Source organism: Streptomyces sp. NPDC003456, assembly GCF_042878735.1.
Classification (GTDB): Bacteria; Actinomycetota; Actinomycetes; order Streptomycetales; family Streptomycetaceae; genus Streptomyces.
Genome location: NZ_JBIAOK010000009.1, coordinates 113,460 through 131,001, shown reverse-complemented (window position 1 = coordinate 131,001; position 17,542 = coordinate 113,460). Strand labels below are relative to the sequence as shown.

Here is a 17,542-nt window from a genome sequence, read left to right as displayed (position 1 = left end):
ACCACCCGCTTCGGCCGTGCTCAGCGGGAGATCAGCCGCTCGACGCGTGCGAAGAGCTGGCTCATCGCGGGGTCACCGGCGGCCGCGTGGGCGTCGGACGGGTTCAGGATCAGGGCGAGCAGGGCGGTGAAGGCCAGCACGGGCAGGGCGAGGGCCCACCAGGGCAGGCGGCTGTCGGCGGTGGCCCGGGTCGCCGGGTGGGGCCGGGTGTGCGTGGGGGCCGACATGGGTGCCTCCGCTCTCCGAGTGGTCGGTGACCGTCGCGCGGTCACCTCTCGAAGCTACGGAACGGGCGGCGTCCGGCCCATCCGGTGATCCACCCACTTGACCCTGACCCTCACCCCCTAGGGGACAGGGGGGTTAGCCCCACCATGGGGCCGACGGGGCCCACGGGCCCGGTCAGGGCGAGGCGATGGTCGCGATCACGGCGATGACGATGAAGATCGCGAAGAAGGCGCCGAAGACGAGCAGCATCTTCTTCTGACCGTGCTGGGGGTTCGGGTCGAGCACTGGCATGGGACAAGTCTCGCACCCGCCGCAGGCCCCGGAGCCCCCGGGGGTCCCCGAGCCCGGGAAACCACCCGCACGAGCTCCCGGGCGCGGCGTCCGACGGCCGGGCGGCGCCTCCCGGCACCCAGGAGCAGGGCGGTCCTTCCGGCGTCTCAGGCGGCGGCCTCGTCCTCCACCGTCCGGTTGCGGCCCGCCAGGACGCCGACCGCCATCTGCGGGATCATCAGGGCGCTCATCAGCGCGAGGGGCAGGCCCCAGCCGCCGCTGTGCTGGTACAGGACGCCCACGAGGAGCGGCCCGGGGATCGAGATGAGGTACCCGGTGCTCTGGGCGAAGGCGGAGAGCTGGGCGACGCCCTGGCCGGTGCGGGCGCGCATGCCGACCATGGTGAGGGCCAGCGGGAAGGCGCAGTTGGCGACGCCGAGCAGCAGCGCCCAGGCCCAGGCACCGGCGGCGGGCGCGAGGAGGAGACCGGCGTATCCGGCGAGGCCGCAGACGCCGAGGGCGATCACGATCGGTCCCTGGTGGGGCAGCCGGGTGGCCAGGCGGGGTATCACGAAGGCCAGCGGGACGCCCATCACCATGGTGACGGCGAGGAGCAGGCCCGCGGTGCCCGCCGCGACGCCGGCGTCGCGGAAGATCTGCGCCATCCAGCCCATGGTGATGTAGGCGGCGGTGGCCTGGAGGCCGAAGAAGACGGCGAGGGCCCAGGCGGTGCGGCTGCGGGTGATCCTCAGCCGGGGGACCTCAGGTGCGGGGGCCGTCCCGGCGGGAGCCGGCTCGCCGGAGGCGGTCCGGCCGTTCGGGACGGAACCGCCCCGGGCCGCGCCGTCCCGCGCGCCGGGCGGCGTCACGCGCCCCCGGACGAACGGCAGCCACGGCAGCACGGCCGCCACCGCGAGGGACGCCCACAGGGCCAGGCCGGACTGCCAGTCGCCGCCGAGCGCGTCGGTCAGCGGGACCGTGACGGCGGCGGCGAGGGCGGTGCCCAGGGCGAGCGCCATCGAGTAGAGGCCGGTCATCGACCCGACGCGGTCGGGGAACCAGTGCTTGACGATGACCGGCATCAGGACGTTGCTGACGGCGATGCCCATGAGGGCGAGGGCGCTGGCGGCCAGGAAGCCGGCCGTGCCGCCCGCGTACGGGCGGACCAGCAGGCCGGTGGCGATGGCGGCCATGCCGGCGCAGACCACGGCGCCCGCTCCGAAGCGCCGGGCGAGCCGCGGGGCCATGACACCGAAGACGGCGAAGCACAGGGGCGGCACCGAGGTGAGCAGCCCGGCCACGCTGCCGCTCATGCCGAGGCCGTCGCGGACCTCCTCCAGGAGGGCTCCGAGGCTGGTGATGGCGGGCCGGAGGTTCAGCGCGGACAGCACGATGCCGGCGACGAGCACGCGCATCGTCCACGCGCGCGGGGAGGCGCCGCCCGGCTCCCGGGCGTCCCGCGCGGAGGGGGCGCCTGGTGAGGCCGGTGCGCCCGACGGGGCGGGGCTGCTCACGGTCGGGGGCGTCTCGGTCCGGGTTTCCTCACTAGCCATGAGACCCATCATAGAATCATGGGATGATTGACTCTCCACCCTCCCTCCACCGTGCGGGGCCCCGGCCGTGCGAAGGTGAGTCATGCCTCTGAGCCATCCCCGCCGTTCGGCGCTGTCCGAGCAGGTCATCGCCGCGCTGCGGGCCCAGATCACCTCGGGCGAGTGGCCGGTGGGCTCCCGCATCCCGACCGAGCCGGCGCTCGTCGAGCAGCTGGGGGTCGCCCGCAACACCGTCCGGGAGGCGGTGCGCGCGCTGTCGCACAACGGACTGCTGGACATCCGCCAGGGGTCCGGCACGTACGTGGTGGCGACGAGCGAGCTGGCCGGGGTGATGCAGCGGCGGTTCGCCGAGGCCGACCCGCGGCACATCGCCGAGCTGCGCTCCACACTGGAGTCGGCCGCCGCGCGGCTGGCCGCCGGGCGGCGCACGGAGAAGGACCTCAAGCAGCTCGACGCGCTGCTGCTGCGGCGTGAGGAGGCCTGGGAGTCGGGGGACGCCGAGGCGTTCGTCACCGCCGACGCGACGTTCCACCTGGCCGTGGTGTCCGCCTCCCACAACGACGTGATGACCGCGATGTACGCGGACCTCGGTGAGGTGCTGCGGGACTGGCTGCGCGAGGACGTCGGCGGGCGGCTGACGCCGGAGACGTACATGGACCACGCGCCGTTGCTCGACGCGATCCGCGCGGGCGACGCGGACGGGGCCGCGGCCGAGGCGGCCCGTTACCCGTTCCTGTGCCGGCTCGGCGGGGTCAGCTCCCCCGCCGGTGGCTGATCCAGGCGCCGCCGACCTCTTTCCAGCACCGTCCCTTCAGCCGCACCGTCTGCGCGGGTCCGGCGGCCACCGGGGCGCTGTCGGTGTCGATGTCCCACCAGCGCACGCACTCGACGTGCAGGCTCACCCGGTCCGTCTCCGGATAGGGGTTGTGGCAGTACGCCGTCACCTCGGGGCCCGTGACACGGACCCGGCACGCGGCGCCGAAGGGCCCGGTCTCGTCCCGGGCGTCGGGCACGCGCGCGTGGGGCGCCGCCGTCTGCGTCCGGGGCACGGCTTCGTGGGCCAGGGTCAGCACGAGGGCGGCGGCGAGGGACAGGGAGGCCGTTCGGCGGGACAAGCGCACAAGGGGACCTCCTCGGCCGTGCTGGGGAGGGCGGGGCGTCGGGGACGCACCTCCCACAGTGGCCGGTCGTGGTCCGTCCCGCCCGGTCTGCTGGGCCGAACGGGCGACGCCCCGCCCCCCGCGCGCTGCGGGGAACGGGGCGTGGCGGACCCGCGGGTGGTCAGGCGCCGATGGCGTGCAGACCGCCGTCGACGTGGACGATCTCGCCCGTGGTCTTCGGGAACCAGTCGCTCAGCAGGGCGACGACACCGCGGCCGGCCGGCTCGGGGTCCTTCAGGTCCCACTCCAGCGGGGAGCGGGAGTCCCACACGGACGCCAGCTCGCTGAAGCCGGGGATGGACTTGGCGGCCATGGAGCCGAGCGGGCCCGCCGAGACCAGGTTGCAGCGGATGTTCTGCTTGCCAAGGTCACGGGCCATGTAGCGGCTGGTGGCCTCCAGGGCGGCCTTGGCCGGGCCCATCCAGTCGTACTGCGGCCAGGCGAACTGCGCGTCGAAGGTCAGGCCGACGACCGAGCCGCCGTTCTGCATCAGCGGCAGGCAGGCCATGGTCAGCGACTTCAGCGAGTACGCCGAGACGTGCATGGCGGTGGCGACGGACTCGAACGGCGTGTTCAGGAAGTTGCCGCCGAGGGCGTCCTGCGGGGCGAAGCCGATGGAGTGCACGACACCGTCGAGGCCGCCGAGCTCCTCGCCGACGACGTCGGCCAGCCGGCTCAGGTGCTCGTCGTTGGTGACGTCGAGCTCGATGACCTTGACGGGCTTGGGGAGCTTCTTGGCGATGCGCTCGGTGAGCGTGGGCCGCGGGAACGCCGTGAGGATGACCTCGGCGCCCTGCTCCTGGGCCAGCTTGGCGGTGTGGAAGGCGATCGAGGCCTCCGTCAGCACGCCGGTGATCAGGACGCGCTTGCCCTCGAGAATTCCGCTCATGGTGATCAGTGACCCATTCCCAGTCCGCCGTCAACGGGGATGACGGCTCCAGTGATGTACGAGGCGTCGTCCGAGGCGAGGAACCGCACCGCGGCGGCGATCTCCTCCGGCTGCGCGTACCGGCCGAGCGGCACCTGCGACACGATGTTCGACCGCTGCTCGTCGGTGAGCACCTTGGTCATGTCGGTGTCCACGAAGCCCGGCGCGACGACGTTGAAGGTGATGTTGCGCGAGCCCAGCTCACGGGCGAGGGAGCGCGCGAAGCCGACGAGGCCGGCCTTGGAGGCGGCGTAGTTGGCCTGCCCCGCGGAGCCGAGCAGCCCGACGACCGAGGAGATCAGCACGACGCGGCCCTTCTTGGCGCGCAGCATGCCGCGGTTGGCGCGCTTGACGACGCGGAAGGTGCCGGTGAGGTTGGTGTCGAGGACGGATGTGAAGTCCTCCTCGGACATGCGCAGCAGGAGCTGGTCCTTGGTGACACCGGCGTTGGCGACGAGGACCTCGACGGGCCCGTGCGCCTCCTCGATCTCCTTGTAGGCCTGCTCCACCTGCTCGGCGTCGGTGATGTCGCACCGGACGGCGAGGCAGCCCACGTCCGTCAGGGCGGCCGGCGGCTCGCCCGAGCGGTACGTGATGGCGACCTTGTCGCCGGCGTCGGCGAACGCGCGGGCGATGGCGAGGCCGATGCCCCGGTTGCCTCCGGTGACGAGAACCGAGCGGCTCAACGGATCACCCTTTCCATAGCGGACCGAAATACCACCGCCGGACACCTGCACGACAGGCGCCGATGACAGGCGGCTTCCTCGAAAACCTATCGGTCCGGGCACGCGCGCGGACAATCGGGCACCGACAGTGGCGTACGGGCCTCACTGTCGGGTCCCTACAGATCGCCGCGGCGGCCACCGCGCAAAGCCGTGGCCCGGGGGCGGCGCGGGGGGACATGATCGGAGCATCACAGAGCACGGCAACCACGGTCACCTCGACAGAAAGAGACGGCGGTGCCTCATACCATCGACGAGGCCTTCACGGCCCTTCCCCTGCGCGCCCTCGCCGACGCGGCCCTCGCACGCGCGCGTGCGCTGGGCGCCGAGCACGCGGACTTCCGCCTGGAGCGGGTGCGGGGCGCCTCCTGGCGCTTCCGGGACGCCAAGCCCGCCGGCTCCTCCGACACCACCGACCTCGGCTACGCGGTGCGCGTGGTGCACGGCGGCACCTGGGGTTTCGCCTCCGGCGTCGACCTGACCATGGACGCCGCCGCCAAGGTCGCCTCGCAGGCGGTGGCGATGGCCAAGCTGTCGGCCCAGGTGATCAGGGCGGCCGGATCGGACGAGCTCGTGGAGCTGGCCGACGAGCCGGTGCACGCCGAGAAGACGTGGATCTCCGCGTACGAGATCGACCCGTTCTCCGTGCCCGACGAGGAGAAGGCCGGGCTGATCGCCGACTGGAGCGCGCGGCTGCTGGCGGCCGACGGGGTCGACCACGTGGACTCCTCGCTGCTCACGGTGCACGAGAACAAGTTCTACGCGGACACGGCAGGGACGGTGACCACCCAGCAGCGCGTCCGGCTGCACCCGGTGTTCAACGCCGTGTCGGTGGACGAGTCCAGCGGCGAGTTCGACTCCATGCGCACCCTCGCCCCGCCCGTGGGACGCGGCTGGGAGTACCTGAGGGGCACCGGCTGGGACTGGGAGGGCGAACTGGAGCGGATGCCGGAGCTGCTCGCCGAGAAGATGCGCGCGCCCAGCGTGGAGCCGGGCCTGTACGACCTGGTCGTCGACCCGTCCAACCTGTGGCTGACCATCCACGAGTCGATCGGCCACGCCACCGAGCTGGACCGGGCCCTGGGCTACGAGGCCGCCTACGCCGGCACCTCCTTCGCCACGTTCGACCAGCTGGGCAGGTTGCGCTACGGCTCCGAGCTGATGAACGTGACCGGCGACCGCACCGCCGAGCACGGCCTGGCCACCGTCGGCTACGACGACGAGGGCGTCGCGGCGCAGTCCTGGGACCTGGTCAAGGACGGCACCCTGGTCGGCTACCAGCTGGACCGGCGCATCGCGAAGCTGACCGGCTTCGAGCGCTCCAACGGCTGCGCCTACGCCGACTCCCCCGGCCATGTGCCGGTGCAGCGCATGGCCAACGTGTCCCTGCGGCCCGACCCGGCCGGAATGTCCACCGAGGACCTCATCGGGGGCGTGGAGCGCGGGATCTACGTCGTCGGCGACCGGTCCTGGTCGATCGACATGCAGCGCTACAACTTCCAGTTCACCGGTCAGCGCTTCTACCGCATCGAGAACGGCCGCCTCGCCGGGCAGCTGCGCGACGTGGCCTACCAGGCGACGACCACGGACTTCTGGGGCTCGATGGCCGCGGTCGGCGGACCGCAGACCTATGTGCTGGGCGGCGCGTTCAACTGCGGCAAGGCCCAGCCGGGGCAGGTCGCGGCCGTCTCGCACGGCTGCCCGTCGGCCCTGTTCAAGGGCGTCAACATCCTCAACACCACCCAGGAGGCCGGTCGATGAGCGCGCGCACCACCAAGCCCCACGAGGTCGTCGAGCGGGCCCTGGAGCTGTCCCGGGCCGACGGCTGTGTCGTCATCGCCGACGAGCGGTCCACCGCCAACCTGCGCTGGGCGGGCAACGCGCTGACGACGAACGGGGTGACGCGGGGACGCACGCTCACGGTCGTCGCCACGGTCGACGGCAAGGAGGGCACGGCCTCGGGGGTCGTGTCGCGGTCCGCCGTGACCGCCGACGACCTGGAGCCCCTGGTGCGGGCCGCGGAGGCCGCCGCGCGCGGTGCCGGGCCCGCCGAGGACGCGCAGCCGCTGGTGACGGGCGTCGCCCCGGCGCCGGAGTTCACGCAGCCGCCCGCGGAGACCTCCTCCGCCGTGTTCGCCGAGTTCGCGCCCGCGCTCGGCGAGGCCTTCGCACGCGCGCGTGCGGGCGGCCGCGAGCTGTACGGCTTCGCCAACCACGAGCTGGTCTCCACGTACGTCGGCACGTCCACGGGGCTGCGGCTGCGGCACGACCAGCCGAACGGGACGCTGGAGGTGAACGCCAAGTCGCCCGACCGGACCCGGTCGGCGTGGGCCGGGCGCTCCACGCGGGACTTCAAGGACGTCGACCCGGCGGCGCTGGACGCCGAGCTGGCCGTGCGGCTGGGCTGGGCCGAGCGGCGCCTGGAGCTGCCCGCCGGGCGGTACGAGACGCTGCTCCCGCCGACCGCCGTGGCGGACCTGCTCATCTACCAGATGTGGTCGGCCTCGGGCCGGGACGCGGTGGAGGGCCGGACCGTGTTCTCGAAGCCGGGCGGCGGCACCCGGGTCGGCGAGCGGCTGACCGGTCTCCCGCTGACCCTGCGCAGCGACCCGGAGGAGCCGGGCCTGGAGTCGGCGCCGTTCGTCATCGCGCACTCCTCCGGCGGCGACCAGTCGGTGTTCGACAACGGGCTGCCGCTCGCGGCCACCGAGTGGATGCACGAGGGTGAGCTGCGGCACCTGACCACCACCCGGCACAGCGCCGGCCTGACGGGACTGCCGGTGGCGCCGGGCATCGACAACATCGTCCTGGACGGCGGCGAGGACCGCTCCCTGGACGAGATGGTCGCGAACACCGAGCGCGGGCTGCTGCTGACCTGCCTGTGGTACATCCGCGAGGTCGACCCGGCGACGCTGCTGCTCACCGGCCTGACCCGGGACGGCGTCTACCTCGTGGAGAACGGGGAGGTGACCGGCGAGGTGAACAACTTCCGGTTCAACGAGTCCCCCGTCGGCGTGCTCGGCCGGGCCACGGAGGCGGGCCGGACCGAGAAGACGCTGCCCCGCGAGTGGAGCGACTGGTTCACCAGGGCGGCGATGCCCCCGCTGCGCGTGCCCGATTTCAACATGAGCTCGGTCAGCCAGGGCGTATAACCTCGTAGGCGGCTGTCACCCGACCGCCCCAGGACTGTTCAAGGAGACACGAGAACCGTGACGGACATCGTCGACGAGCTGAAGTGGCGCGGGCTGTTCGCCCTGTCCACCGACGAGGACGCTTTGCGCAAGGCTCTCGCGGACGGTCCCGTCACGTTCTATTGCGGTTTCGACCCGACGGCGCCGTCGCTGCACGTGGGGCACCTGGTGCAGGTGCTCACCGTGCGCCGGCTCCAGCAGGCCGGGCACCGGCCGCTGGCGCTGGTCGGCGGCGCCACGGGCCTCATCGGCGACCCGCGCCCGACCGCGGAGCGCACGCTGAACGACCCGGAGACGGTCGGCGGCTGGGTCGACCGGCTCCGTGCCCAGATCGAGCCGTTCCTGGACTTCGAGGGCGACAACGCGGCCGTCATGGTCAACAACCTCGACTGGACGCAGAACCTGTCCGCGATCGAGTTCCTGCGGGACATCGGCAAGCACTTCCGCGTCAACAAGATGCTGACCAAGGACTCCGTGGCCCGCCGCCTGGAGTCCTCCGAGGGCATCAGCTACACGGAGTTCAGCTACCAGCTCCTGCAGGGCATGGACTTCCTCCAGCTCTACCGCCGCTACGGCTGCACCCTGCAGCAGGGCGGCAGCGACCAGTGGGGCAACCTCACGGCGGGCCTGGACCTGATCCACCGCCTGGAGCCGGGCGCGACCGTGCACGCGCTGGCGACGCCGCTGATGACCAAGGCGGACGGCACCAAGTTCGGCAAGACCGAGGGCGGCGCCGTCTGGCTCGACCCGGAGATGACGACGCCGTACGCGTTCTACCAGTTCTGGCTGAACGTGGACGACCGGGACGTCTCCCGGTACCTGCGCATCCTGTCCTTCCGCTCCCGCGAGGAACTGGAGGAGCTGGAGCGGCAGACCGAGGAGCGTCCGCAGGCCCGGGCCGCGCAGCGGGCGCTGGCGGAGGAGCTGACGACGCTGGTGCACGGCGCCGACCAGACGGCCGCGGTGATCGCCGCGTCCCGGGCGCTGTTCGGGCAGGGCGAACTGGCCGGGCTCGACGAGCGGACGCTCGCGGCGGCCCTGTCGGAGCTGCCGCACATCCGGGTCTCCGAGCCGGCGCCGGTCGTCGACCTCTTCGCCGAGGTCGGCCTGGTGGCGAGCAAGTCGGCCGCGCGCCGCACGGTCAAGGAGGGCGGCGCCTACGTGAACAACGTGAAGGTCGCCGCCGAGGACGCCGTGCCGTCCCGGGAGGACCTGCTGCACGGCCGCTGGCTGGTGCTGCGCCGGGGCAAGAAGAACCTGGCGGCCGTCGAGGTCACGGCCGGCTGAGCACGCTCGCGAAGGAGCGGCCTCCCGCCGGGAGGCCGCTCCTTTCGTCGTCACGGGTGTCAGGGCCGGCTGAGCACATGCTCACGCGGGGCGGTCTCCGGTCGGGAGACCGCCCCGTTCGCCGCTGTCCGGCGGGTCAGGCTCTGCGCCGGTCGCTCCTGGCCGCCGTCCAGGCCCGGTCGCCCAGGCCGACGAGGATGACGGCCATCACCAGCTGGAACACGTGCCGCCACCAGTCGATGCCCGAGGTCGCGTCGACCCCGGCCGCCCGGGCGATGGCGTTTCCGGCGATGCCGCCGATCATGCCCAGGATGACCGTCAGCCACAGGGGAAGGTGCTGCTTCCCGGGGATGATCGCCTTCGCGATCAGACCCAGCACCAGCCCGACGATGATCGCCCACAACCAGCCCATCGCTGCCTCCTCGTACGGCTCGACGTGAGCTCGTACCGCCAGTGTCGGCCCGGGCCTCACCGGTCGCACTCCGGCGCGGGCCGACGGCGTCACGGCCCGCGGGCGCGGGAGGGACGCGGGGGGGCACCCGGTCTCGTGAGGGCTGCGGACGCGGCGTAACGTGGGATCTGTCCCGGTCCAGGTCCCCGGACGGCCCGGGACGGCTACGCGGCGGGAACGGTCCGATACGGGCGGATGGTGGATTGCGATGCGGAAGCAGCACAGCGGCGGCAACGTCCAGGTTTTCCGGATCACCGGCGCCCGGGCGGGGCTGCAGGAGGACGTACGCGCGCGGCAGCGCCGGTACGTGATCTCGATGTCGGTCCGGACGGTGTCCGTGATCCTCGCGGCCACGTTGTGGAACGTTCAACGGCACGTGGCCTTCGTGGCGCTGGTCCTGGGACTGGTGCTGCCGTACATCGCGGTGGTCATCGCCAACGCCGGGCGTGAGAACGCGCCGTCTCTGCCGTCGACGTTCGTGATGCCGCCGACGCGGCCGATGATCGCTCCGCCGGAGACGGGCGACGAGGGGACGGGATCCGCCGCGGACGACGCGGCGTCGGCGACGGCTCCGGGGGCGCGGGCGGAATCGCACGAGCGGTAGCGCTGCCTCACGGCGACCACAAACGGAAGTCACCTTCCGGCCAAGCTCAAGAAAACCTCAGATCAATCATGTTGTTCCGGTGCCGGGGCCGGGGTTACCCGTGACATACTTCGTACGCGCTCCGCATCCCCCGTCGGAGCGACGGACCGACGCCGGGCAGCTCCCCCCGTGGCTGCTCGGCGTCGCCTTTTTGCCGAGCAGGTCGTGTCGAGTGTGCCGTGGTGAGACGAAGCAGTGAGTGACGAGACGCCCATCTGTTCCGCCAAGGGCTGCCGCGCCGACGCCGTGTGGGTACTGGCCTGGAACAACCCCAAGGTCCACACCCCCGAGCGCCGCAAGACGTGGCTGGCCTGCGACGAGCACCGCGAGCACCTGTCGCAGTTCCTCGGCGTACGGGGGTTCCTGAAGGACGTCGTCCTGCTCGCGGAGTGGGAGTCCCGCGACCCCTCCGGCGACCCCTCCGCGTCCTAGCCGCCGATCGCCGACATGGGGCGGTCCGGCTGCACGAACGACGGGTCGTCCAGGCCGGCTCCCGCCTTCTTGCCCCACATCGCCAGGCGCCACAGGCGGGCGATCTCCTCGTCCGGGGCGCCGGAGCGCAGGGCGGCGCGCAGATCGGTCTCCTCCTGGGCGAACAGGCAGGTGCGGACCTGCCCGTCGGCGGTCAGGCGGGTGCGGTCGCAGGCCGCGCAGAAGGGCCGGGTGACCGAGGCGATCACACCCACCACGTGCGGCCCGCCGTCGACCAGCCAGCGCTCCGCGGGGGCCGAGCCGCGCTTGTCCTGACCCTCGGGCGTCAGCGCGAACCGCGTGCGCAGGGACGTCAGGATGTCGCCGGCGGTGATCATGCCGTCGCGCTTCCAGCCGTGCTGCGCGTCCAGCGGCATCTGCTCGATGAAGCGCAGCTCGTAGTCGTGCTCCACCGCCCAGGCCAGGAGTTCGGGGGCCTCGTCGTCGTTCAGCCCGGGCATCAGCACCGAGTTGACCTTGACGGGGGTCAGGCCGGCGTCGCGGGCGGCGTGCAGTCCTTCCAGGACGTCCTTGTGGCGGTCGCGGCGGGTGAGTGTCTTGAAGACGTCCGGCCGCAGGGTGTCCAGGGAGACGTTCACCCGGTCCAGGCCCGCCGCCTTCAGGGCCGCCGCCGTGCGCTTGAGGCCGATGCCGTTGGTGGTGAGCGACATCTGCGGGCGGGGTTCCAGGGCGGCGACGCGCTCCACGATGCCGACGAGCCCGGGGCGCAGCAGCGGTTCGCCGCCGGTGAAGCGGACCTCCTCGATCCCGAGGGACGTGACCGCGATGCCGATCAGCCGGACGATCTCGTCGTCGGTGAGCAGATCCGGCTTGGCCAGCCACTGCAGGCCCTCCTCGGGCATGCAGTAGGTGCAGCGCAGATTGCAGCGGTCGGTCAGCGAGACCCTCAGGTCGGTGGCCACCCGGCCGTAGGTGTCGATGAGCACGTGGGCCCCCTCCCTCGTCGCGGATCGTGCCCGGAGCACTGTTCTCCGACACCTGCGAGCCTACGTGACCCGGCCGACATCACCACAGGGCTGATTCCCACGACGCACGGCGCGGCCGCGCCGCAGGGACCTGGAGGTTCCTACGAGGCGGCCGCGCGGGACGGATCGTGCTCAGTGGGCGCCGGTGCCGGTCAGGGACCTGACCTCCAGCTCCGCGTACTTCTTGGCGTCGGGTTCCTCCTTGGACAGGACCGTGCCGAGCCAGCCCATGAGGAAGCCGAACGGGATGGAGATGATGCCCGGGTTCTTCAGCGGGAACCAGGCGAAGTCGACCTCGGGGAACATCGCCTTGGGGTCGCCGGAGACGACCGGCGAGAACAGCACGAGGCCGACGGCGACGATCAGGCCGCCGTAGATCGACCACAGGGCGCCCTGGGTGGTGAACCGCTTCCAGAACAGGCTGTAGAGGATCGTCGGCAGGTTGGCGGAGGCCGCGACGGCGAAGGCGAGCGCGACCAGGCCGGCCACGTTCAGGTCGCGTGCGAGGGCGCCCAGGCCGATGGAGACGATGCCGATGAACAGGGTCGCCCAGCGGGCCGCGCGGACCTCCTCGGCGCCGGAGGCCTTCCCCTTGCGGATGACGTTGGCGTAGATGTCGTGGGCGAAGGACGACGAGGAGGCCAGGGTCAGTCCGGCGACCACGGCGAGGATCGTCGCGAAGGCCACCGCCGAGATGGTGGCGAGCAGGATCGCGCCCCAGGCCGAGTCGACCCCGCCCAGGTGCAGGGCGAGCAGGGGCGCGGCGGTGTTGCCGGAGGGGTTGGAGGAGATGATCTCGTCCTGGGAGATCAGCGCGGCGGCGCCGAAGCCGAGGGCGATGGTCATCAGGTAGAAGGCGCCGATGATGCCGATGGCCCAGTTCACGGACTTCCGGGCGGCCTTGGCGTTGGGCACCGTGTAGAAGCGGATCAGGATGTGCGGCAGGCCGGCGGTGCCGAGCACCAGGGCGATGCCGAGGGAGATGAAGTCCAGCTTGGAGGTGCCGGTCGCGCCGTACTGGAGGCCGGGCTCCAGGAAGGCGGCGCCCTTGCCGCTGTTCTCGGCGGCCTTGCCGAGCAGGTCGGAGATGTTGAAGTCGAACTTCAGCAGGACCAGGAAGGTGATGAGGATCGTGCCGCCGATGAGGAGCACGGCCTTGACCATCTGGACCCAGGTGGTGCCCTTCATGCCGCCGATGGAGACGTAGACGATCATCAGGACGCCGACCAGGGCGACGATGAGGATCTTGCCGGCGTCGGAGGTGATGCCGAGCAGCAGGGAGACGAGGACGCCGGCGCCGGCCATCTGGGCCAGCAGGTAGAAGATCGACACGACGATCGTGGAGGTGCCGGCGGCGGTGCGGACCGGGCGCTGGCGCATGCGGTAGGCGAGGACGTCGCCCATGGTGTAGCGGCCGGAGTTCCTGAGCGGCTCGGCGACCAGGAGCAGGGCGACCAGCCAGGCGACCAGGAAGCCGATGGAGTACAGGAAGCCGTCGTAGCCGAAGATGGCGATGGCGCCGGCGATGCCGAGGAACGAGGCGGCGGACATGTAGTCGCCGGAGACGGCGAGGCCGTTCTGGAAGGCGCTGAACTGGCGGCCGCCGGCGTAGAAGTCGGCCGCGTCCTTGGTCTGGCGGCCGGCCCAGATCGTGATGCCGAGCGTGGCGACGACGAACAGCGCGAACAGGGTGATGATCAGCGGGCGGTGCTCGCTGGCCTCGTTCGCGGCGAGGAAGGTCTGCTGTACGGGGCTCATGCGCCGCCCTCCATCCGGGTCTTGATGGCCTCGGCCTTGGGGTCGAGCTTCGCGGCGGCGTGCTTCGAGTACCACCAGGCGATGAGGAACGTGGTGACGAACTGGGCGACGCCGAGGACGAAGGCGACGTTGATGTTGCCGAACAGCTCGGTGCCCATGAAGCCGCCCGCGTAGTTCGACAGCAGGACGTACAGCAGGTACCAGGCGATGAAGGCGATGGTCAGCGGGAAGGCGAAGGAGCGGTAGGAGCGGCGCAGTTCACCGAACTCCGCGCTCTGCTGCACCTCGGCGAACTCCTCGGGCGAGGGGAGTTCGTGTTGCTCCTTCGAGGGGGGCGGTGCGTCGGTGGCCACGGATGTCTCCTCGCAAAGACGGAAAGCGGTGTGAACGGGGACGGAGGCGAGGGCACCGGGGCCCCTCGCGCTCCTTGTTCAACGTCACGGCGGCACGGGAGAACCGGTTCAACCCGGGGGCGTTGTTTCCGAGAACCTTCCGACAAGACGTTGCTGGCCAGCGAGAGGGCGGGATAGCTTCGCCCTGCACCACACGTCATGTACCTGCCCGAGCACCACCTGTGCCTCGGGCCGGTTTCGTTTCCGGAGGATGTGGAGACCCCATGTCTCACTCGCGTTCCAGACGCCGGCTCGCTCTGGCCGTACCGGTCGTGCTGTCGCTGACGGCCTCGCTGGGCTTCCTGCCCGCTGCCGCGTCCGCGGCCCCGCAGGCGGAGGGGGCCACCCGGACGGCCGATGCGCCGACCCTGGCGTACGTCGTCAACACCAAGGTGGACCGGCACACGATCGCCTCGGTGAAGGAGGCGATCGGCAAGGCCGGCGGCTCCGTCGTGGCCACCTACGAGCGGATCGGCGTCATCGTCGTCCACTCCTCGAACCCGGACTTCGCCAAGACCGTCCGCACGGCGCGCGGCGTGCAGTCGGCCGGGGCCACCCGCACCGCGCCCCTGTCGGCCGCGGGGACCACCGACGAGGGCGCGGTCGAGTACCTGAGCGCCGCTCAGGCGGAGCGCACCCGGGCCGCTTCGGCGCAGACGCCCGAGAGCGAGCCCCTCGAGGCGGACCAGTGGGACCTGCGCGCGATAGGCGCCGACAAGGCCGCGAAGATCGACCCGGGCAGCCGCAAGGTGACCGTCGCCGTGATCGACACCGGCGTGGACGACACCCACCCGGACATCGCCCCGAACTTCTCCCCCGGCCAGTCCGCCAACTGCGCGGGCGGCAAGGCCGACACCACCGAGGGCGCCTGGCGGCCGTACACGCCCGCGGACTACCACGGCACGCACGTCGCCGGTGAGATAGCCGCCGCCCGCAACGGGGTCGGCGTCGCGGGCGTCGCGCCCGGCGTCAAGGTGTCCAGCATCAACGTGACCGACCGGGCCAGCGGCCTCTTCTACCCGGAGAGCGTCGTCTGCGCGTTCGTGTTCGCCGCCGACCACGGCGTGGAGATCACGAACAACAGCTACTACGTCGACCCGTGGCTGTACAACTGCATGGAGGACCCGGACCAGCGGGCCGTCGTCGACGCGGTCAACCGGGCCCAGCTGTACGCCCAGCGGAAGGGCACGCTGAACGTCGCCTCCGCGGGCAACTCCAACCACGACCTGGACGCCGACGCGATCGTCGACACCACCAGCCCCAACGACACCACGCCCGTCGAGCGGACCATCGACCCGCACGAGTGCTTCGACATCCCGACCCAGCTGCCGGGCGTCGTCACCGTCAGCGCGACCGGCGTCGACAACCTCAAGTCGTACTACTCGACGTACGGCAAGGGCGTCGTGGACGTCGCCGCGCCGGGCGGCGACCGCCGCTACCAGATCCCGGACACGCCCTCGAAGGACGGCCGGATCCTGTCCACCCTGCCGAACGGCGCCTACGGCTTCCTGCAGGGCACCTCGATGGCCTCGCCGCACGTCGCCGGTGTCGCCGCGCTGCTGAAGTCGAAGCACCCGTGGGCCCCGCCGGCGGTGCTGCAGGCGCTGCTGAAGGCGCAGGCCGACCGCACCGCCTGCCCGGAGTCCTACGACCAGGACGGCAACGGCACCCAGGACGCGGTGTGCGAGGGCGGCCCGGCCGTCAACGGCTTCTACGGCCACGGCATCGTCAACGCGCTGCGCGCGGTCGAGTGACCCGTCGTCGCGCGCACTTCGGAACCATCCGCTCCATCAGCTCGTACCGTGAACGAACTGGAGACACCATGACCGCGCCGTACGCGCGCCATCGCCGCGCCGTCGCCATCCCGGCCGGGATGGCCATGGCCACGGCCCTCGCCTTCCTGCCGAACACCGCCGCCACGGCCGCCGAGGACGCCCCCGCGGCCGTCTCGGCCGAGGCGACCCCGCTGAGCTACGTCGTCAACGTCAAGCCGGGCCACGGCATATCGGCGTCGGTGAAGAAGGCCGTCGCCGAGGCCGGCGGCACCGTCGTGACGTCCTACGACCAGATAGGCGTCATCGTCGTCCACTCCTCGAACCCGGACTTCGCCAAGACCGTCCGCACGGTGCGCGGCGTGCAGTCGGCCGGGGCCACCCGCACCGCGCCGCTGCCCTCGGCCACGACGGGCGACCTGGGCTCGCCGAAGGTGCTGAGCGCGGCCGAGGTCGCGGGCGCCGAGGCGGCCGAGGGGCAGGACCCGCTGCAGGGCCTGCAGTGGGACCTGCCCGCCATCAAGGCGGACCAGGCGCACGAGAAGTCGCTGGGCAGCAAGAAGGTCACGGTCGCCGTGATCGACACGGGCGTGGACGACACCCACCCCGACATCGCGCCCAACTTCGACCGCGCGGCGTCGGTCAACTGCGTGTCGGGCAAGCCGGACACGGCCGACGGCGCCTGGCGGCCGGGCGCCGCGGAGAGCCCCCACGGCACGCACGTCGCCGGTGAGATAGCCGCGGCCAAGAACGGCGTCGGCATGACCGGTGTCGCGCCCGGCGTGAAGGTGTCCGGCATCAAGGTGTCCAACCCGGACGGCTTCTTCTACACGGAGGCCGTGGTCTGCGGCTTCATGTGGGCGGCCGAGCACGGGGTCGACGTGACGAACAACAGCTATTACACCGACCCCTGGTACTTCAACTGCACGAACGACCCGGACCAGAAGGCCCTGGTGGAGGCCGTCACGCGCGCCTCGCGGTACGCGGAGAAGAAGGGCGCGGTCAACGTCGCGGCGGCCGGCAACGAGAACTACGACCTGGCCTCCGACGAGATCACCGACCCGTCGTCCCCGAACGACACCACCCCGGGCGACCGGGTCGTCGACCCGTCCGAGTGCCTGGACATCCCGACCCAGCTGCCGGGTGTGGTCACGGTCGCCTCGACCGGCGCCAAGGGCCTGAAGTCGTCGTTCTCCAACTACGGCCGGGGCGTCATCGACATCGCCGCCCCGGGCGGTGACTCGACGGCCTACCAGAAGCCCGAGCCGCCGGCCACGAGCGGCCTGATCCTGGGCACGCTGCCGGGCGGCAAGTGGGGCTACATGGCCGGTACGTCGATGGCGTCGCCGCACGTCGCGGGTGTCGCGGCGCTCATCAAGTCGACGCACCCGTACGCACCGCCGGCCCTGGTGAAGGCCCTGCTGTACGCGGAGGCCGACGCCAAGGCGTGCACGGACCCCTACGACATCAACGCCGACGGCAAGGTCGACGCGGTGTGCGAGGGCCCGAAGAACCGCAACGGCTTCTACGGCTGGGGCATGGCCGACGCGCTGGACGCGGTGACCAAGTAGGGCACGGGCCGGGTGGGCCGCCCACGGCCCGCCCGGCCACCCGCTCCCGGGGCCACCCGCTCCGGGGCCGCCCGGCGTCACCGCCCGACCCGGCCGTCCGGTCCCCCGGACCTCCCGGCTCCACCGCCGGGCTGCCCGACGGGCCTTCCCACCGGCGGACTT

At 71.9% G+C, this 17,542-nt stretch carries 18 protein-coding genes; 8 read left to right on the top strand and 10 right to left on the bottom strand.

The window, feature by feature from the left end:
* Nucleotides 1-20 precede the first annotated feature (20 nt).
* The 3 genes from ACFYWG_RS32195 to ACFYWG_RS32185 all read right to left on the bottom strand — a co-directional run bounded on the left by ACFYWG_RS32195 (nucleotide 21) and on the right by ACFYWG_RS32185 (nucleotide 2,060).
* On the bottom strand, nucleotides 21-227 hold the full coding sequence (locus ACFYWG_RS32195) for a hypothetical protein (protein ID WP_376333218.1): 207 nt from the start codon (nucleotides 225-227) through the stop codon (nucleotides 21-23).
* Nucleotides 228-399: 172 nt separating this feature from the next.
* The gene (locus ACFYWG_RS32190) at nucleotides 400-516 is read right to left on the bottom strand and encodes an SGM_5486 family transporter-associated protein (protein WP_097215821.1); all 117 of its coding nucleotides are present in this window, start codon (nucleotides 514-516) and stop codon (nucleotides 400-402) included.
* A 146-nt stretch (nucleotides 517-662) separates the two neighbouring features.
* The gene (locus tag ACFYWG_RS32185) at nucleotides 663-2,060 is read right to left on the bottom strand and encodes a CynX/NimT family MFS transporter (RefSeq protein WP_383508781.1); all 1,398 of its coding nucleotides are present in this window, start codon (nucleotides 2,058-2,060) and stop codon (nucleotides 663-665) included.
* Nucleotides 2,061-2,130: 70 nt separating this feature from the next.
* On the opposite strand from ACFYWG_RS32185, the gene ACFYWG_RS32180 reads away from it, so the two are divergent.
* Nucleotides 2,131-2,823 carry a FadR/GntR family transcriptional regulator gene (locus ACFYWG_RS32180; protein WP_376333212.1) on the top strand — a complete coding sequence of 231 codons (693 nt, stop codon included), beginning with the start codon at nucleotides 2,131-2,133 and terminating at the stop codon, nucleotides 2,821-2,823.
* Here the strand turns inward: ACFYWG_RS32180 and ACFYWG_RS32175 are convergent.
* From ACFYWG_RS32175 to fabG, 3 genes are all read right to left on the bottom strand, one after another.
* The gene (locus ACFYWG_RS32175; RefSeq protein ID WP_389204391.1) at nucleotides 2,801-3,169 is read right to left on the bottom strand and encodes a hypothetical protein; all 369 of its coding nucleotides are present in this window, start codon (nucleotides 3,167-3,169) and stop codon (nucleotides 2,801-2,803) included. The two genes, ACFYWG_RS32180 and ACFYWG_RS32175, sit on opposite strands and share 23 nt — an antisense overlap.
* Nucleotides 3,170-3,329: 160 nt before the next feature.
* The gene (fabI, locus tag ACFYWG_RS32170; RefSeq protein ID WP_376333207.1) at nucleotides 3,330-4,097 is read right to left on the bottom strand and encodes an enoyl-ACP reductase FabI; all 768 of its coding nucleotides are present in this window, start codon (nucleotides 4,095-4,097) and stop codon (nucleotides 3,330-3,332) included.
* 5 nt (nucleotides 4,098-4,102) lie between these two features.
* Nucleotides 4,103-4,822 carry a 3-oxoacyl-[acyl-carrier-protein] reductase gene (gene fabG / locus ACFYWG_RS32165; RefSeq protein ID WP_376333206.1) on the bottom strand — a complete coding sequence of 240 codons (720 nt, stop codon included), beginning with the start codon at nucleotides 4,820-4,822 and terminating at the stop codon, nucleotides 4,103-4,105.
* A gap of 273 nt (nucleotides 4,823-5,095) precedes the next feature.
* Here fabG and ACFYWG_RS32160 point away from each other — a divergent pair, with 273 nt between their 5' ends.
* The 3 genes from ACFYWG_RS32160 to tyrS are packed head-to-tail and all read left to right on the top strand — an operon-like array spanning nucleotide 5,096 to nucleotide 9,336.
* The gene (locus tag ACFYWG_RS32160; RefSeq protein WP_389204390.1) at nucleotides 5,096-6,619 is read left to right on the top strand and encodes a TldD/PmbA family protein; all 1,524 of its coding nucleotides are present in this window, start codon (nucleotides 5,096-5,098) and stop codon (nucleotides 6,617-6,619) included.
* Nucleotides 6,616-8,010, top strand: a complete 1,395-nt coding sequence (locus ACFYWG_RS32155) for a metallopeptidase TldD-related protein (protein ID WP_385419279.1) — start codon at nucleotides 6,616-6,618, stop codon at nucleotides 8,008-8,010. Before ACFYWG_RS32160 ends, ACFYWG_RS32155 begins: the two co-directional genes overlap by 4 nt.
* 57 nt (nucleotides 8,011-8,067) lie before the next feature.
* Nucleotides 8,068-9,336 carry a tyrosine--tRNA ligase gene (gene tyrS / locus ACFYWG_RS32150; RefSeq protein WP_383508797.1) on the top strand — a complete coding sequence of 423 codons (1,269 nt, stop codon included), beginning with the start codon at nucleotides 8,068-8,070 and terminating at the stop codon, nucleotides 9,334-9,336.
* Between the two features lie 136 nt (nucleotides 9,337-9,472).
* Here tyrS and ACFYWG_RS32145 read toward each other — a convergent pair whose 3' ends face one another.
* A complete protein-coding gene (locus ACFYWG_RS32145; protein WP_376333181.1) occupies nucleotides 9,473-9,748 on the bottom strand; it encodes a GlsB/YeaQ/YmgE family stress response membrane protein in 276 nt (91 codons plus the stop codon).
* A gap of 247 nt (nucleotides 9,749-9,995) precedes the next feature.
* On the opposite strand from ACFYWG_RS32145, the gene ACFYWG_RS32140 reads away from it, so the two are divergent.
* Nucleotides 9,996-10,391 carry a DUF3099 domain-containing protein gene (locus tag ACFYWG_RS32140; protein WP_376333179.1) on the top strand — a complete coding sequence of 132 codons (396 nt, stop codon included), beginning with the start codon at nucleotides 9,996-9,998 and terminating at the stop codon, nucleotides 10,389-10,391.
* A 234-nt stretch (nucleotides 10,392-10,625) separates the two neighbouring features.
* On the top strand, nucleotides 10,626-10,862 hold the full coding sequence (locus tag ACFYWG_RS32135) for a hypothetical protein (protein ID WP_376333176.1): 237 nt from the start codon (nucleotides 10,626-10,628) through the stop codon (nucleotides 10,860-10,862).
* Here ACFYWG_RS32135 and moaA read toward each other — a convergent pair.
* From moaA to ACFYWG_RS32120, 3 genes are all read right to left on the bottom strand, one after another.
* Nucleotides 10,859-11,848 carry a GTP 3',8-cyclase MoaA gene (moaA, locus tag ACFYWG_RS32130; protein ID WP_383508334.1) on the bottom strand — a complete coding sequence of 330 codons (990 nt, stop codon included), beginning with the start codon at nucleotides 11,846-11,848 and terminating at the stop codon, nucleotides 10,859-10,861. The two genes, ACFYWG_RS32135 and moaA, sit on opposite strands and share 4 nt — an antisense overlap.
* A gap of 171 nt (nucleotides 11,849-12,019) precedes the next feature.
* Entirely contained in the window at nucleotides 12,020-13,645 is a 1,626-nt protein-coding gene (locus ACFYWG_RS32125) for a cation acetate symporter (protein ID WP_376333171.1), read from the bottom strand.
* Nucleotides 13,642-13,998: a DUF485 domain-containing protein gene (locus ACFYWG_RS32120; protein WP_376333170.1), complete on the bottom strand. Its 357-nt coding sequence runs from the start codon at nucleotides 13,996-13,998 to the stop codon at nucleotides 13,642-13,644. Before ACFYWG_RS32120 ends, ACFYWG_RS32125 begins: the two co-directional genes overlap by 4 nt.
* A gap of 263 nt (nucleotides 13,999-14,261) precedes the next feature.
* On the opposite strand from ACFYWG_RS32120, the gene ACFYWG_RS32115 reads away from it, so the two are divergent.
* A complete protein-coding gene (locus ACFYWG_RS32115; RefSeq protein WP_383508338.1) occupies nucleotides 14,262-15,791 on the top strand; it encodes a S8 family serine peptidase in 1,530 nt (509 codons plus the stop codon).
* Between the two features lie 68 nt (nucleotides 15,792-15,859).
* Nucleotides 15,860-17,380, top strand: a complete 1,521-nt coding sequence (locus ACFYWG_RS32110) for a S8 family serine peptidase (protein ID WP_389204389.1) — start codon at nucleotides 15,860-15,862, stop codon at nucleotides 17,378-17,380.
* Nucleotides 17,381-17,542 lie beyond the last annotated feature (162 nt).

Excerpts from the sequence above, each read along its gene's own strand:
- ACFYWG_RS32195 (WP_376333218.1), bottom strand. The coding sequence starts at position 227 with ATGTCGGCCCCCACGCACACCCGGCCCCACCCGGCGACCCGGGCCACC.
- ACFYWG_RS32190 (WP_097215821.1), bottom strand. The coding sequence starts at position 516 with ATGCCAGTGCTCGACCCGAACCCCCAGCACGGTCAGAAGAAGATGCTG.
- ACFYWG_RS32185 (WP_383508781.1), bottom strand. The coding sequence starts at position 2,060 with ATGATGGGTCTCATGGCTAGTGAGGAAACCCGGACCGAGACGCCCCCG.
- ACFYWG_RS32180 (WP_376333212.1), top strand. The coding sequence starts at position 2,131 with ATGCCTCTGAGCCATCCCCGCCGTTCGGCGCTGTCCGAGCAGGTCATC.
- fabI (WP_376333207.1), bottom strand. The coding sequence starts at position 4,097 with ATGAGCGGAATTCTCGAGGGCAAGCGCGTCCTGATCACCGGCGTGCTG.
- ACFYWG_RS32155 (WP_385419279.1), top strand. The coding sequence starts at position 6,616 with ATGAGCGCGCGCACCACCAAGCCCCACGAGGTCGTCGAGCGGGCCCTG.
- ACFYWG_RS32145 (WP_376333181.1), bottom strand. The coding sequence starts at position 9,748 with ATGGGCTGGTTGTGGGCGATCATCGTCGGGCTGGTGCTGGGTCTGATC.
- ACFYWG_RS32140 (WP_376333179.1), top strand. The coding sequence starts at position 9,996 with ATGCGGAAGCAGCACAGCGGCGGCAACGTCCAGGTTTTCCGGATCACC.
- ACFYWG_RS32125 (WP_376333171.1), bottom strand. The coding sequence starts at position 13,645 with ATGAGCCCCGTACAGCAGACCTTCCTCGCCGCGAACGAGGCCAGCGAG.
- ACFYWG_RS32115 (WP_383508338.1), top strand. The coding sequence starts at position 14,262 with ATGTCTCACTCGCGTTCCAGACGCCGGCTCGCTCTGGCCGTACCGGTC.
- ACFYWG_RS32110 (WP_389204389.1), top strand. The coding sequence starts at position 15,860 with ATGACCGCGCCGTACGCGCGCCATCGCCGCGCCGTCGCCATCCCGGCC.